The organism is Labrys wisconsinensis (assembly GCF_030814995.1).
Classification (GTDB): domain Bacteria; phylum Pseudomonadota; class Alphaproteobacteria; order Rhizobiales; family Labraceae; genus Labrys; species Labrys wisconsinensis.
Map to the genome: position 1 here is coordinate 131,927 of NZ_JAUSVX010000007.1, position 14,397 is coordinate 146,323.

Below are 14,397 nucleotides of genomic sequence, written 5' to 3' on the forward strand. Positions count from 1 at the left end.
CCACGCGAAGCGGTCAGGGCTCGCGGCACCGTCCTTCGATCCAGCGCGCCGCGCGTTCGAGAGCGTCGGCGGCCGCCCGCGAGCTCTCGACAATGTGGAGCAGGCCGTGGCCCTCGCCCGGCGCCACGTCGAGCGTCACGTCGCGCCCCATGCCTGCGAGCGCCTGCGCCAGGCCGAGCGTATCGTCGCGGAGCGGATCGTCACTCCCGACCATGAGGTAGGTCGGGACGGACGAGCGCCTGGCGAGGGCGCCGATCGCATAAGGGTTTTCCGCCGTGCCGCCCGTGGCCAGGTCGAAATAGCGTCGCAGGCAGGCGGCGTCGGTGCCCTCGGCACGACGACCCCTCTCGACGATGGACGGCGTATCGAGCAGGCCGTGAGCGCCATAGAAGCTGCAGACGCCGGCGAGGTGGCCGCGAACGGCGGCCGGCAGGCTCGCCTCCACGGCAAGCGCGATGGCGCCGCCGGCCGAGTCGCCGCAAAGGACGAGCCTGGTCGCGCCCTTCGCCAGGAGGTGATCGATGACGGCGCGGCCGTCTTCGACCGGTGCCGGTGCGACAAAGTCCGGCGCAAGCCGGTAGTCGACGGAATAGAGCGGCAGGCCGGTGGCACGGCCGAGCTGCGCGGTGACGTCGGCATGGGTCAGCGGCGAGCCGACGATGAAGCCGCCGCCGTGGAAATAGACGATCGCCCCTGCCCGGGCCTGCGCAACCCGATGCTCCAGCACCCGCACCGCCCCAACCGTCAGCCAGCGGGCATTCTCCGGCATCGGCCTGGCCCGTTGCCGCTCGTAGCCGGCCCGCAGTTGCGCGACATCCGCGTTCAGCCAATCCAGGGGGGAAGCAGCCATGGCCGGTCCGCTCGCCGCGGCTGCCCTCCTCCGATCAGGCGAACCACCAGCGCTCGGCGCCGCGCGCGCCGTCGAGCGGCCAGCTCGCCGACAGCTTTGGGCCATGCGCCACCTTCGAATGCCGCGCATAGACCCAGTTGCGGAAGAACGGGATGATCGTGCCGCCCTCGTCGCTCACCAGGCGCTGCATCTCGCCATACATGTCCGTGCGCCTCCTGGCATCGATCTCGGCGCGCGCTTCCACCAGCAGCTTGTTGAAGCGCTCGTTCTTGAAATGGGATTCGTTCCAGTCGGCGCCCGCGGCATAGCCGAGCGAAAAGATGATGTCCGGCGTCGGCCGCTGCCCCCACCCCGCCATGCAGAACGGCTTCTTCAGCCAGACATTGGACCAATAGCTGTCGTTCGGCTCGCGCTTGACCTCGACATTGACGCCGATCTTCTTGACCGTCTCGGCAAAGAGCGCCGCCATGTCGACGGCGCCGGCGATCACGGTATCGGCAGCCGAGAGCTGGATGGTCAGGCCGTCGAGGCCGGCCTTCCTGATCAGCGACCGGGCCCGGTCCGGGTCGTAGTGCCGCTGCGGCTGGCTGGCATCGAAGAACGGCATGATCGGGCTGATCGGGTGATCGTTGCCGATGGAGCCGTGGCCCTTCAGCACCAGCCTCATCAACTGCTCGCGGTCCGTCGCATATTTCAGCGCGAGCCTGAGGTCAGGATTGTCGAACGGCTTGGCGTCGCACAGCATCGGCATGCCGACATGGGTGCCGGAGGGGACTTCGTCGACCTCGATGTCGGGGGCCTTGGCCAGGAGATCGACCGTCTTGTAGTCGCATTCGATGATCGCATCGAGCTCGGTCGAAAGCAGAGCCGTCTGCCGGGCGACGTAGTCGTTGACCGCGGTGAAGACGACGCTGTCGAAATGCGCGCGATCCGGCTTCCAGTAATTGGCGAACCGTTTCATCGTCGCCCGCACGCCGGGCTGGAAGGTTTCGAGCACATAGCCGCCGGTGCCGGCATTGTCCATGGGATCGATCTTCCCGTCCTTGCCGAGCGGCAGCATGATCAGGTGGTAATCCGTCAGGATATAGGGAATGTCGGCATTGCCCTGGTTGAGCTTCAGGACCAGGGTGTGGTCGTCGTCGACGACGATCTCCTCGATGGCGGCAAGCAGCGGCTTGGCGGCCGATTTCGAATCCGCGCCGCGGTGAAGATTGAGGGATGCGGCGGCGTCCCGGGCATCGAAGGTCTTGCCATGATGAAATTCGACGCCCTTGCGCAGTTTGAGCGTCCAGGTCCTGGCATCCTTGGAGCCTTCGAAACTCTCGGCCAGCTCGCCGGTCACCGTGTTGTCGCCCGCGATCTCGGTGAGGAAATTGGTGCGGGTATGGGCCAGGGTGATCATGAAACGCGAATTGGTGGTCGCGGGATCGAGCGCGTCGGAGGTGTTGCCGTCGTCGAGCCCGACCCTGAACGTGCCGCCCTTCGCCGGCGTCGCCGCCGCGACCTCACGCGCCCAGAGCGCGGAGGCGGCGCCGAGGCCGAGACCGAGCGCCAACGCGCCCTGCATGAAGTCGCGGCGACCGATCCGCCCGGACAGGGCGTTCGCCGTCAATCCGGCAAGCCCGGATGCGCTTTCCGTATCGGCCATGTCCGTCTCCCGCAGCTGGTTGGGTCCTGGCGCATTGCCTGTTCTCAGGTCTTTCGCCGGGGGAGATCGTAGGTCAGGGCCACGGGCCTGAATGAGCCGTGTTCGGCAAAAACTATGCAGGTTTGCGGCCGTCCCATTGCAGGCGCCGTCTTGCCCTGCATTCTTCGGTCGAGGCCTCCGTCGCCGGCCAGCAGCCGGCGACGAGACGCGGGCTCCACCCGACGTCGCCCGGCCAGTTTCCTCTGCGGCAGGCCGATGCGCGACCGGGGCTCAGCGCGCCCTTGCCGTGGCCTGGCGGCGGCGGACAACCTCGTAGGCGATCGCGCCCATGAGCGTGATCGCGATCATCACCAGGGCCAGCGCGTTCACGGCCGGCGTCAGCCCGGTGCGCACCTTGGTGGCGATGAAGACCGTCAACGGCGTGTCGTGGCCGCGCACGAACAGCGTCGTGTTGTAGTTCTCGATCGATTGCAGCACGGCGAGCAGCCCGGCCGCGATCAGCGCCGGCTTCAGGAATGGCAGCAGGACGCGCCGGAAGACCATGACCTTCGACGCGCCGAGACCCAGCGCAGCCTCTTCCTGCGTGCGATCGAAGCGCTGCAGGCGCGCGGCCACCATCAGCATGACGTAGCAGGTGATGAAGCTCGCCTGCGCCACGACGATGAGGAAGGCGCCGCCGCCCACGCCGAGCTGGCGCCAGAGCACCAGGGTGGAGATGCCGATGACCACGCCGGGGGTGAGCAGCGGCGACACCATCAGCGCATAGAGAAAGCTGCGAGCCCGGGCATGCAGGCTGGTGAGGACGAGCGCCGCCGCCGTGCCGGCGGGCAGCGAGAACAGCACCACGCAGAGGGCGACGCCCAGCGACGTCCAGACCGAGTCCCACATCGCCCGGCCGTTCCACAGCTCGACGAACCACTGCAGCGTCGTTCCCTGCCAGGGCGTGACCGTCGGAAACCGGCTGGTGTTGAAGGTGGCCGCGCCCATGATCGCGAGCGGCGCGAAGAGATAGACGAAGAAGGCCGCCATGTAGAGGCCGAACAGGGCGCGGGCGATACGGTCGGCGCCCCTCATTTCGCCACGTCCGCGAGATTGACGCGCGCCAGCCTCAGCGCGATCAGCACCACGGCGAGGCACAGGACCAGCAGCACGAAGGCGTAGGCCGCGCCGCGGTTCCAGTCTCCGCCCTCGAAGAACCAGTTGTAGATGATCTCGGTGAACCAGCGGCTGCCCGGCGAGCCGAGCAGGGCCGGCACCACATAGGACCCTGCCGCGAGCATGAAGGTGAAGACGCAGCCGGTGGCGATGCCGGCTTTCGCATGCGGCATCACCACGCGCCAGTGGATGCGCCAGGTGGCGGCGCCGAGATCCCGCGCCGCCTCGATCTGCGCCTTTTCCAGGCTCTCGATCGAATTGTAGATCGGGAACAGCATGAACAGGATGTAGGCGTAGACCATGCCGGCCAGCACGCCGGCATTGCCGTACCAGCGCACCGGTTCGTCGATGACGCCGATGGACAGGAGCAGGGCGTTGAGCGGCCCGCGCAGGGCGAGCAGGATGTACCAGGCGAGCGTGCGCAGCACCTCGTTGATCCAGAACGGAATCGTCAGCGCGATCAGGACGAGCCCCAGCTGGGATGGCGTCGCGTGCTGGGCGAGCCAATAGGCGAGCGGGTAGCAGACGACGAAGGTGACGAAGGCCACGAGCGCGCTCGCCCAGATGGTCTTGAGGAAGATGGCGCGGTGCACCTCGTCGCCGGCGAGGGCGACGATGTTGGCCAGGGAATAGACGTCGTCGGGCCCGCCGATCTGGGCCGGCGGCAGGTTGGGCCGCAAGGCGTAGTCGATCATCATGACGTTGGGCGCGAGCACCATCCCGGCCAGCCACAGCAGCACCAGCGCGGCGAAGACCGTGGCGAGCCCGCCGCCGAAGCGCCTGTAGAGCTCAGCCATCGGCCAGCACCACCGCACGCTCGGCGGCGAAGCCGAAGGAGGCGCGCATGCCGATCTCCAGCCCGGCTCCCGGATCCGCGCCGAGGAGGGAGGCCACGAGATCGGCGCCGTCGTCGAGACGCCCGTGCGCCAGCGCGAACGCGCCCTCGAAGTCGATGCGTTCGACGGTTGCCGTCAGCCGGTTCTCGCCGCCGTCGCCGGGAACCAGCACTTCCGGGCGAACATAGAGCTTCGCCCGCTGCCCCGCGGCGAGAGCCGGTCCCGCCCGCCCGCGCATGACGCCCATCCGGGTCTCCAGCGCCGCCATGCCGCGCTCGACGGCGGTCACCGTGCCCGCGACGGCGTTGATCTCGCCGACGAAGCCCGCCACGAAGGGCGTGGCGGGGTTGGCATAGAGCTCGCGCGGCGTGCCGACCTGCTCGAGCGCGCCCGCGCTCATCACCGCGATGCGGTCGGACATGGCGAGCGCCTCCGACTGGTCGTGCGTGATGTAGATGAAGGTGACGCCGGTGCGCTTCTGGAGCGCGCGCAGCTCCGCGCGCATGTGCTGGCGCAGCTTGAGGTCGAGCGCCGACAAGGGCTCGTCGAGCAGCAGCACCTGCGGCTCGACGGCGAGCGCCCGGGCGATGGCCACACGCTGGCGCTGGCCGCCGGAGAGCTCGCCCGGCATGCGCCCGCCATAGCCTTCGAGCGCGATCAGCCCCAGGAGCTCGTCGGCCTTCCTGCGCCGCTCGGCCCTGGAGACGCCGCGCGCCTCGAGGCCGAAGGCGATGTTCTCCCACACCGGCATCAGGGGAAACAGCGCCAGCGACTGGAAGATCATGGCCGTCGGCCGCTCGTTGGGCCCGAGCCCGGTCATGTCGCGGCCGCCGATGAGGATGCGGCCTTCGGTCGGGTGCAGAAAGCCGGCGATCATCCTGAGGATCGTGGTCTTGCCGCAGCCGGACGGGCCGAGGATGGAGAAGAACTCCCCGCCCTCCACGGTGAAGGTCACGTCGCCCACGGCGCGGGTCGCGCCGAAGGCCATGCCGACCTGATGAAGCTCGACGAAATGCGACATGGGGTTCCCTCGTTCAAGGGCGGGGCGGCCAGAGGCGCCCCGCCCCCGAAAGACGTCAGGCCGAGAGGAACTTGTCCTGGTACTCGTTGCGCCGCGCCACGAACCAGTTCTCCTGCACGGGCCACCACCACAGCTTCTCGAGCGCGTCGCCGGGATAGGCGGCGGCGAAGAAGGTCCGGTTCGCGTCCGACAGATGGGCTTCGGCGCCGACGGCGGTGGTGTTGATCGAGGTGTGGTTGGCGTACATCGCGCCGCCCTCGGGCGTGACCATCCAGTTCAGGAAGGCATAGGCCTGCTCGACGTTCTTCGCGCCGACCGGCAGGGAGACGCCTTCCATCCAGGCCAGGGCGCCTTCGACGGGCGCGATGTAGCCGATCGGCAGGCCTTCGCGGATCAGCGCCGCGGCCGAGCTGTCCCACGTCTGGCCGATCTCGGCGCCGTTGACGCGGAACGCGCCCTGCGCCTCGTTTTCGTTGGACCAGAACTGGACGATGTTGCGCTTGCGGGCGATGGCCTCGGCCAGAACCACGTCGTAGTTGGCGCGCATCACCTCTTCCTTGGCGAAGCTGTCCCTGAACGGGTGCGGCAGCTTGCCTTCCTTCTCCAGCCACAGGGCCAGGCCGACGAGGCCGGAATGGCCGCGCACGGCCGCCTTGCCCGCAGCCTCGGGCATCCAGATGTGACGATAGGACGCCACGCCATACTCCAGCGGGAACTTGGTCTTGTCGAAGGCGATCGCCTCCGTGCCCCAGTCCGTCGGCACCTGGTAGCGCTTGCCGCCGATCACGGCGCCCAGCTTCTCCGACCCCTTCGCCGCGCTGCCCAGCACGCGGTCCCACTGCACCTTCGATTCGTCGATCGGCTGAATCAGGCCGTATTCGACATAGTTCGGCACGCGGTCGACGGCCGGCCAGATGATGTCGTAGCCCGTGCCGTTGGAGGCACGCATCTGGTTCAAGAGCTCGTCATTGGTGCCGTAGGGCGTGTAGGTGGCCTTGATGCCGGTGGCCTTCTCGAAGGCGGCCAGCAGATCGTCGCTGATGTAGCCCGCCCATGCGAAGATGTTGACCGAACCGGACGAGCCCTGAGCGTAGCTCCGGGAGATGAAGGGGGCCGCCAGAGAAAGGCCTACGGCCGCAGCCGTCCCCTTCAGAAACGTGCGTCGCTCGATGGTCGCCACAGAAAGAACTCCTTGTTCGTAGCGTACCGCCTGCGTCTATTTCCACTGCAAAACAATCCGATGACACGCCTGCAATTCTTTGTTCGAATGCGCAAGAAGGCGCATCCCCTCCGACAGGGCGCCATTCTATGTAGATATTTGCCGGTAAAGCTGCGGGTTTCAGGATGTGAGCCGCTCGAAGCGGCTTTGGGGGAGGCAGTCCCGGTTTCAGACGCCCCGCTTGCGGCGATCCGGGAGGTCAGAGCGAATCGTACATCGTCTCGACATTGGTCAGCCTGAAGCGAAACGGCACGGGAAAGGTGTTCCGCCAGACGTTCGCTGGAGCGCCGCGCAGCAGCGCCACGGCCCGCCCGGTGTCGCCGATCGCCCCGCCATAGAGCCGATTGGCGATGTTGAGCATGCCGGTCTGGTGCATGGCCGGGGTGCCGCTGGTGCAGGCGTCCTTGACGAGCAGCACCCGGAAGCCTGCGGCCATGGCGTCGCGGACGCTGGCGGCAATGCAGGCCTCGGTCCAGACGCCGGCAATGACGAGCCACTCGACATCGAGCGCCTTGAGCCGCCCGTCGAGCGAGCCTTCCTCGAAGGCGCTGGCATCGTTCTTGTGGATCACCACCTCGTCGGCGAGCGGCGCCACCTCGGGGCAGATCGCCACGAGGGGGCTTCCCTTGGCGCTGAAGGCCGGTCCGCCGTCATCGGCCCGGGGCTCGAACGGCCGCGGCGGCCGCGTGTCGAAATCGCGGACGAAGGCGGCGTGAAACACCGCGACGCCATGGGCGCGTGCCGCCTCCAGAAGCTGCGCCGCGTTGGCGAGGACTTGGTCGAGATTGTCCGCGACGCAGAGCGGATCGGAGCGCTGGTCCTCCTGCAGGTCGACCACGAGCAGCGCCGTCCTCTTGAGATCGAGCCTGAGATCCGCCTTCATCAGCCCTGCCCCAGAAGCTCGTCCTCGAAGGGAAAGCGCGAGATCAGCGCGCCGCCGGTTTCGGTCACCAGCACTTCCTCCTCGAGCTTCACGCCCTCGCGGCCGCCCTTCTCGCCGATATAGCTTTCGACGCTGACCACCATGCCCGGCACCAGATGCCCCTCGCGTCCATAGGTCTCGAAGTCCATGGCGTGGGCGATGAACGGCGTCTCCCCGTGCATGCCGACGCCATGCATCACCGACGTATAGCGCTGGTCGACGAAGCGCTGCGGGATCTTCCAGGCGCGATCGGCGATCTCGCAGAAGGCGATGCCCGGCCGGATCAGCTCGATATTGTGCTGCACCTGATCATGGGACATGCGGTACAGCATCTTCTGGTAGTCCGTCGGCCTGCCCGGCCCGCAGCGGAACGTGCGCGAGAAATCGGAATAATAGCCGTAGCAGCCGATCGTATCGGTATCGAGCGCCACCAATTCGCCGGGACGCACGCGGCGGCCGCTCGCCTCGTTGAACCAGGGGTTGGTGCGCTGGCCAGTGGTCAGGAGCCGCGTCTCGATGAACTCGCCGCCCTGGCGGATCACCTCGCCATACATGATGGCGAACAGCTCGTTCTCGCTGACGCCGGGCCTGATCGCCTCGCGGACGGCGGCGACGGCGGCCTCGGCCCCGGCCATGGAGATCTGCAGGCACTTGATCTCCTCGGGCGTCTTGACCGCGCGCACCGCCAGGATCTCGCCTTGGCAATCCTTGACCTCCAGCCCCTGCGCCTCGAGGGCCAGGGCCTGCAGATGCGTGCAGCGGTCCATGCCGATCTTCGTCGCGCCCGGAGCCTTCCTGCGCATCAGGTCGGCGATCTCGGCGGCGAAGGGGTCGGCGGTCGCCTCGTCCTTGGCCGATACCGACGACCAGACCAGCTTGCTCGGCCTCGCCTCGTCGATGGTCTCGAGCCCCGTGCTGACGTGATAGCTCTGGGGGTAGTCGAACAGCGTGATCGGTCCTTCCGCCGGAATGAAGATGTAGCGGGTCGAATTGCGCAGGAAATAGCCGAACATGTTGCGCGTGCCGGTGGCATAGCGCTGGTTGTAGGGATCGAACAGGATGACGCCGCCATAGCCCGACGCCTTCAGCCAGGCGCGCAGCCTGGCGAGCCGCTCCTGGCGAAGCTTCAAGGCGTCGACCGCTGCCGGCTCGGTATCGGAGAGCCACATGCCGTTGGACGGGTCCTCCGCCAAGGGATGACGCATCCTGTCCTGGAAATCGACATCATCCACCTTGTCGGGGTCAAAGACGACAATCGACATCGGGCTCACCTGCCTCATGTTTCGCCGATTGCGACTATAGAGCCGTCCCCGCCAGCGATTGTGCCGGAACTGGCGATCAATGTGCCGTTTATCGGGGGTCGACCACTCTGCGCATCTGCCGGGGCGTCTTGCCGTAGACCGTGCGGAAGGCACGCACGAAGGCGGAAAAGCTGGTGTAGCCGCTGGCCAGGCCGATCTCGCGCACCGACATCGCCGAATGTTCGAGCAGGTCGCGGGCGCGCTGCAGTTTCAGCCGCTTGTGGTATTCCGCCGGCAGCACGCCGACCTCGGCCTTGAAGGCACGCTCGAGCCGCTCGATGGCGACACCGAGGCGGCGGGCGACGACGGCGATCGAGATCGGCCCTTCCCGGTCCGCCTCCAGATGCGCGACCGCATCGAGCACCAGATCGTCACGGATGCCGGTCCGCAGGCGAAGCTGCAGCCGCTCGCGATCGGTGGAGGCGCGGATGCGGTCGTGCACGAACCATTCGGCGACGCCGCGCGCCAGATGGTCGCCGTGGTGGAGGGCGATGAGATCGAGCATCATGTCGAGCGCGCCGATGCCGCCCGCCGAGGTGAAGCGGGTCCGGTCGATGACATAGATCGCCCGCTCGAGCTTCAGGCCGGGGAAGGCTTCGACGAAGGCCGGCTGGCTCTGCCAATGCAGCGTGCAGGAAAAGCCGTCGAGCAGGCCGGCCCGGCCGAGATAGAAGGCGCCGTCGGCCACGCTGCCGATATTGCCGCCCCTGCGCAGGGACTTGCGGATCCAGCTGAGCGGCTCCGCCGCCTGCAGGCGATCCGCATCGCCGCCCGAGCAGACCACGATGTAGTCGGCCGGCGGCGCCTTCGGGGCGGCGAAGTCCGGCGCAATCACGATGCCGTTCGAGGCGCGTATGCTCCCCTCGCCGCCGCCGACGACCGCCCATTCGTAAAGCGCCTTGCCGGCGAGCGTATTGGCCGCGCGCAGGGGCTCGATGACTGCGCTGAACGCCATCATCGGAAAGCCGGGAAAGATCAGGATCGCGAATTTTCGGATCACGAGCCAAGGTCCCGGCACCGGCAATGGCTGTCAAGCCTTGCTTCGGCACGGAGATCGGCTCGGATGCTGCGGCTGCGACGTTCTCCGCGGCACCCGCCAAGGGAACATTCTGCTTCGCAAAAGGTTTGTGGTCATTCGCATCGCAAGTCCAGGCCAATTCGCCGCCTCAGGCAGCAATCATTGCCTCAGCGCTGCGGACGGCCGTGCGCCTCGGACGATGAGAAGGCCTGGAGAGACTGGGATGGCCGGAGCCACGAAGACGCCGGCCGGGAAATCTGCCGGGAGCCCCACGATCGAACCCAGCAAGCCGCGCCTCCTCGGCCTCCTGGGACCGGGCCTCATCACCGGCGCTTCGGATGACGACCCGAGCGGCATCGCCACCTATTCCCAGACCGGTGCGCAGTTCGGGTACGCCACGAGCTGGACGTTGCTGTTCTCCTATCCCTTGATGACGGCCATCCAGATCATCAGCGCCCGTCTCGGCAGGACGACAGGCAGGGGCATTGCCGGAAATCTGCGCAAATACTATCCGAACTGGCTGGTCTACTCCAGCGTATCGCTGCTGCTGATCGCCAATGTCATCAACATCGGCGCGGATGTCGGCGCCATGGCCGATGCCGTCCATGTGCTGATCGGCGGACCGCAGATCGCCTATGTCGTCGCCTTCGGCACGATCTGCATTCTGATGCAGGTCTTTCTTGCCTATAAGAACTATGTCGGCGTGCTGAAGTGGCTCACGCTGGCGCTGCTCGCCTATGTCGCCACGCTCTTCGTCGTCAAGGTCGACTGGCTCGACTTCGCGCGTCACCTCGTGCTGCCGGATCTGTCGTTCAAGGCCGACTATCTGACGGCGATCGTCGCCATATTCGGCACCACGATCAGCCCTTACCTGTTCTTCTGGCAATCGTCCCAGGAGGTCGAGGACATCAAGGCGGTGCCCGAGCGAAAGCCGCTCAAGGCCGCGCCGGAGCAGGCGGACAATGCCGGCAGCCGCATCAGCCTGGACACGTTCGTCGGCATGGCGATCTCGAACATCATCGCCCTTGCGATCACGATCACGGCCGCCGCGACCTTGCATGCCAACGGCGTGACGGACATCCAGAGCTCCGCGCAGGCTGCGGAAGCCCTGAAGCCCATCGCGGGAACCTTCGCGGAAATCCTGTTTGCCGTCGGCATCGTCGGCACGGGTCTCCTGGCCGTCCCCGTCCTCGGCGGCTCGGCCGCCTATGCCGTCGGGGAAACCATGCGCTGGAAGACCGGCCTCGACCGGAAGCCGAGGGAGGCGCGGGCGTTCTACGCGACCATCGCGCTCGCGACGGTCATCGGCGCCGGGCTGAACCTGACGCCGATCAACCCGATCAAGGCTCTGTACTGGAGCGCGGTGATCAACGGCGTGGTCGCGGTGCCGATCATGGCCGTGATGATGATGATGTCGACGCAGCCGCGCATCATGGGCAGGGAGACGATCGGCCTCAGCCTCCGGATCTTCGGCTGGCTCGCGACCGGCGTGATGACGCTGACCGCCATCGCGATGATCGTCACCTCATTCCTCTGACGCGCCTTGCCGGGACCGCGCATCGAGGCCGGAAGGCTTCTGGCTTCCCGGCACCGATCTCGTTGCATCGGCGCCGGGCTGGTTTCGAGCCGTCAGATCTCGTCGCGCTGCCGGCCGCCGAGAGCGGCTGCAGCGCTGGCGATGAAGGCGCCGACGAGCAGGGACAGGACGGTCAGCAGCGCCGTCGCGATCCCGGCCTTTCTGGCCGCATCCGCGGCCTCCTTGACCTTGAGCTTGGCCTGATCGAGCTGGCCGAGAACATCGCTGATCCGCTTCTCGGCATCCGCCGCCGGCAAGCCGGTGCGCTGGGCGACGAGCTGGCCCAGATAGGCCCGGTCGGCGGCCGGCACGTCGCCGGACGCCATGTCCGTCAGGAGAATCCGGGACGCTTCCGCCCGGCTGTCGCCTGCCGCCTGCGGCGTCGGCGCCTGGCCGGCGGGCAGCGCTGCATTGGCCGGCGGCCGGAACATCAGATCGATGAAGTAGTCGGTCGGCAGGCCCGACCCGTTTGCGGCCTTGCCGGCCGCAGCTTGCGTCGCACCCTGCGCCGCGCCGGAGGCGATCGACGTCACCGCCGAAGCACCGCCGCCGACGATCGCGGTCAGGGCCGAGCTCAAGAGGCCGGCCGCGACGACGGTCGCCAGCGCCCAGGCCAGGAAGCCATGGGCCGTATCGCGAAAGAACACCTCGTCGGCATGCACGCCGGCCCATTTCGTCCGGAGCCGGCCGGTCAGATAGCCGCCGAGGGCCGAGGAAAGCCACTGCACGATCACCAGCCAGATCGCGGTCGAGACGACAATGGCGGTCGCACCGGCGCCGGCGCCCGACCAGGGAGAGGTCATCGCCAGCCCCAGACCCGATCCGAGCAGCAGAAGCACCAGCGAGGCTGCGACGGCGGCCAGGGCGCCGGCGATGACGGCGCTCCACGACACGGCGGAAACCGACGCCTCGGCGCCGCGTGCAACGGGGCCGGCCTCATCGACGCCGACGATATCAACGGTCGCAAACGTTGCCATGTCCGGTTCCGTCAATGATAGAGAAAGGCGATGAGGATGATGATAGGGATCGGCACCCCCAGGAGCCAAAGCAGTATTCCCCGTCCCATGACAGTCTCCATGACCTTGAGTTGACGATCCATAACGGCCTTTTGCCGCAATTGTTCCTTTCGTCACGCCGGAATATTCGGATCATTGCTCAGCCATCATCTTTGGTCCGCCGCCAATCGCCTGCGCGAAGTCGGGACGACCGCCAGATCCGGGAGGACGGCGCGCCGCCTTGGCGGCCACGGGTCTCGCGGCCGGCTGCGATGGAGCCGATCGCTCTTTGCTATGCCCTTTCCGGCCCGGCGGGAGCGCTCTCGACGAGCGTGCCGATCAGGCGCATCAACGCCCTCTGCTCGGGCTTGCCGCTGCCGGCCGCCAGGAAATCGAGGAGGCCGATCCGGCTCGGTTGCCCGCCGGACGGCGCATTGGGGCGATGCTCGACGGCAACGTCTCCGGCCCCATCCTTGATCAGAAACCAGGCATCGCCGCTGGAAGCCTGATACAGGAGGCGCATCGCGCTGCCTTGCGCCGGCATGTGTCGCAACTCCATAGCGGCCTCCTGAGGTTTGCGCTCGTCCCGAGACAATCGTCCTAGCGGTCGAACGTTCCCGCCACGAGCGGATGCTCGCCCGGGCCATGGGAGATCCTGCCCGGGCGCCGGCTCTTCCCATCCGGTTTTGCTCGTCCCGATCCTCCGACTGCGCAGGGGCTCGCGACGATGGCACCGCGACCGGGTGAGGGCCGGCGGAGGAACAAGGCCACCGCGGCGCCGTTCTTCCCTCAGCAGTGCGTCGTGGCCTGGAAGAGGCACCGACAGCCAACGCCCCGACGACACCCGTGAGGTCCCGCTTCCCCATGCTCCCTGGGACGACGGGCTGCGAGGATCCGGGTCGACTCGGCGCAAGCCAGGCAAGGAGGACACCATCGTGGTGCAGAATCGTTGGCAAGCTGATGAGCGCGGCCGGGGCCGGGGCGACTGGCGCAACGCCGGCAGCGACCGGGCATGGAACGAGGATCGCCAACGCGAGGAGAGCTCCCATCGCGACGACCGCGGCGGCCGGCGTCGGGCTTACGGCAATCGCGACGGCGGTTTCGAGGATGTCCGCGGGCGAGGCGCCGGCGGATATGGCGCTCCGTCATGCGGCCGCGGCGACGACGACTGGTTCGCCTCGTCCTACGACACGCCCCACGGCCTGCGCCGTCTCGACGGCCCTGCCGGCCAGGACGATCGTGACGGCTGGGGCAGCGATTTCGAGCCCGGCCGGGAGGAACGCGACCGGCGCTGGCGGGACGAGCGGCCCGCCCGTCACCGGCATGCGGAGCGCGGGTTCTGGGACCGCGCCTCGGATGAGGTTGCCTCCTGGTTCGGCAATCCGGACGCGGAGCGACGCCGTGAGGAGGACCAGTTCCGCGGCCGCGGCCCGAAGGGCTATACGAGGTCCGACGAGCGCATCCGCGAGGACGTCAGCGACCGGCTGACCGACGACCCCGGCGTCGACGCCAGCAATATCGAGGTGTCGGTCGCCGGTGGCGAGGTCACGCTCTCCGGCACGGTGACCAGCCGCAACCAGCGGCGGCGGGCGGAGGACTGCACGGAATATGTCTCCGGCGTCACCCATATCCAGAACAACATTCGTGTGAGGGAACCGGCGCCGCCCTCGATCGGCCAGGCCGCCTTCGGCCGCGACGCTTCGGAGACCGGCGAGGCCGTGCCGCCCGCCGATCGCCGGACCGAGCGCTAGAGCATTTTCTGGCGAGCCGGCACTCGGTTCGCGTCAAGACAATGCGTCAAAACAAAGAGATAGAGCGCCTGACGAGCGCCCGGAGCACATCGACGCCGATGCCAA

13 protein-coding genes are annotated in these 14,397 nt (G+C 67.6%); 2 read left to right on the plus strand and 11 right to left on the minus strand.

The genetic code is table 11. From position 1 onward, the window contains the following. Positions 1-13: 13 nt before the first annotated feature. The 9 genes from QO011_RS19265 to QO011_RS19305 form a co-directional block, all read right to left on the minus strand. Positions 14-850: an alpha/beta hydrolase fold domain-containing protein gene (locus QO011_RS19265; RefSeq protein ID WP_307275138.1), complete on the minus strand. Its 837-nt coding sequence runs from the start codon at positions 848-850 to the stop codon at positions 14-16. A gap of 34 nt (positions 851-884) precedes the next feature. Next, a complete protein-coding gene (locus QO011_RS19270; protein WP_307275140.1) occupies positions 885-2,498 on the minus strand; it encodes an ABC transporter substrate-binding protein in 1,614 nt (537 codons plus the stop codon). Positions 2,499-2,768: 270 nt separating this feature from the next. Beyond that, on the minus strand, positions 2,769-3,572 hold the full coding sequence (locus QO011_RS19275) for an ABC transporter permease (protein ID WP_307275141.1): 804 nt from the start codon (positions 3,570-3,572) through the stop codon (positions 2,769-2,771). Beyond that, the gene (locus QO011_RS19280) at positions 3,569-4,450 is read right to left on the minus strand and encodes an ABC transporter permease (RefSeq protein ID WP_307275143.1); all 882 of its coding nucleotides are present in this window, start codon (positions 4,448-4,450) and stop codon (positions 3,569-3,571) included. Before QO011_RS19280 ends, QO011_RS19275 begins: the two co-directional genes overlap by 4 nt. Next, complete coding sequence (locus tag QO011_RS19285) at positions 4,443-5,510, minus strand: ABC transporter ATP-binding protein (protein WP_307275144.1); 1,068 nt, start codon at positions 5,508-5,510, stop codon at positions 4,443-4,445. The genes QO011_RS19280 and QO011_RS19285 overlap by 8 nt, the downstream gene beginning before the upstream one ends. Before the next feature lie 55 nt (positions 5,511-5,565). After that, positions 5,566-6,690, minus strand: coding sequence for an extracellular solute-binding protein (locus tag QO011_RS19290; RefSeq protein WP_307275146.1), 1,125 nt, complete (start codon positions 6,688-6,690; stop codon positions 5,566-5,568). 238 nt (positions 6,691-6,928) lie between these two features. Then, complete coding sequence (locus tag QO011_RS19295) at positions 6,929-7,612, minus strand: isochorismatase family protein (protein ID WP_307275148.1); 684 nt, start codon at positions 7,610-7,612, stop codon at positions 6,929-6,931. Continuing rightward, complete coding sequence (locus QO011_RS19300; RefSeq protein ID WP_307275150.1) at positions 7,612-8,913, minus strand: M24 family metallopeptidase; 1,302 nt, start codon at positions 8,911-8,913, stop codon at positions 7,612-7,614. Before QO011_RS19300 ends, QO011_RS19295 begins: the two co-directional genes overlap by 1 nt. Before the next feature lie 88 nt (positions 8,914-9,001). After that, entirely contained in the window at positions 9,002-9,907 is a 906-nt protein-coding gene (locus QO011_RS19305) for a GlxA family transcriptional regulator (protein WP_307275152.1), read from the minus strand. Between QO011_RS19305 and QO011_RS19310 the strand changes: the two genes are divergently transcribed. Then, the gene (locus tag QO011_RS19310) at positions 9,867-11,507 is read left to right on the plus strand and encodes an Nramp family divalent metal transporter (protein ID WP_307275154.1); all 1,641 of its coding nucleotides are present in this window, start codon (positions 9,867-9,869) and stop codon (positions 11,505-11,507) included. The genes QO011_RS19305 and QO011_RS19310 overlap by 41 nt on opposite strands. 92 nt (positions 11,508-11,599) lie before the next feature. Here the strand turns inward: QO011_RS19310 and QO011_RS19315 are convergent, their stop codons facing one another. After that, positions 11,600-12,523, minus strand: a complete 924-nt coding sequence (locus QO011_RS19315; protein WP_370881985.1) for a hypothetical protein — start codon at positions 12,521-12,523, stop codon at positions 11,600-11,602. A 310-nt stretch (positions 12,524-12,833) separates the two neighbouring features. Next, positions 12,834-13,085, minus strand: a complete 252-nt coding sequence (locus QO011_RS19320; RefSeq protein WP_307275158.1) for a hypothetical protein — start codon at positions 13,083-13,085, stop codon at positions 12,834-12,836. 391 nt (positions 13,086-13,476) lie between these two features. On the opposite strand from QO011_RS19320, the gene QO011_RS19325 reads away from it, so the two are divergent. Then, positions 13,477-14,292, plus strand: coding sequence for a BON domain-containing protein (locus QO011_RS19325; RefSeq protein ID WP_307275160.1), 816 nt, complete (start codon positions 13,477-13,479; stop codon positions 14,290-14,292). Positions 14,293-14,397 lie beyond the last annotated feature (105 nt).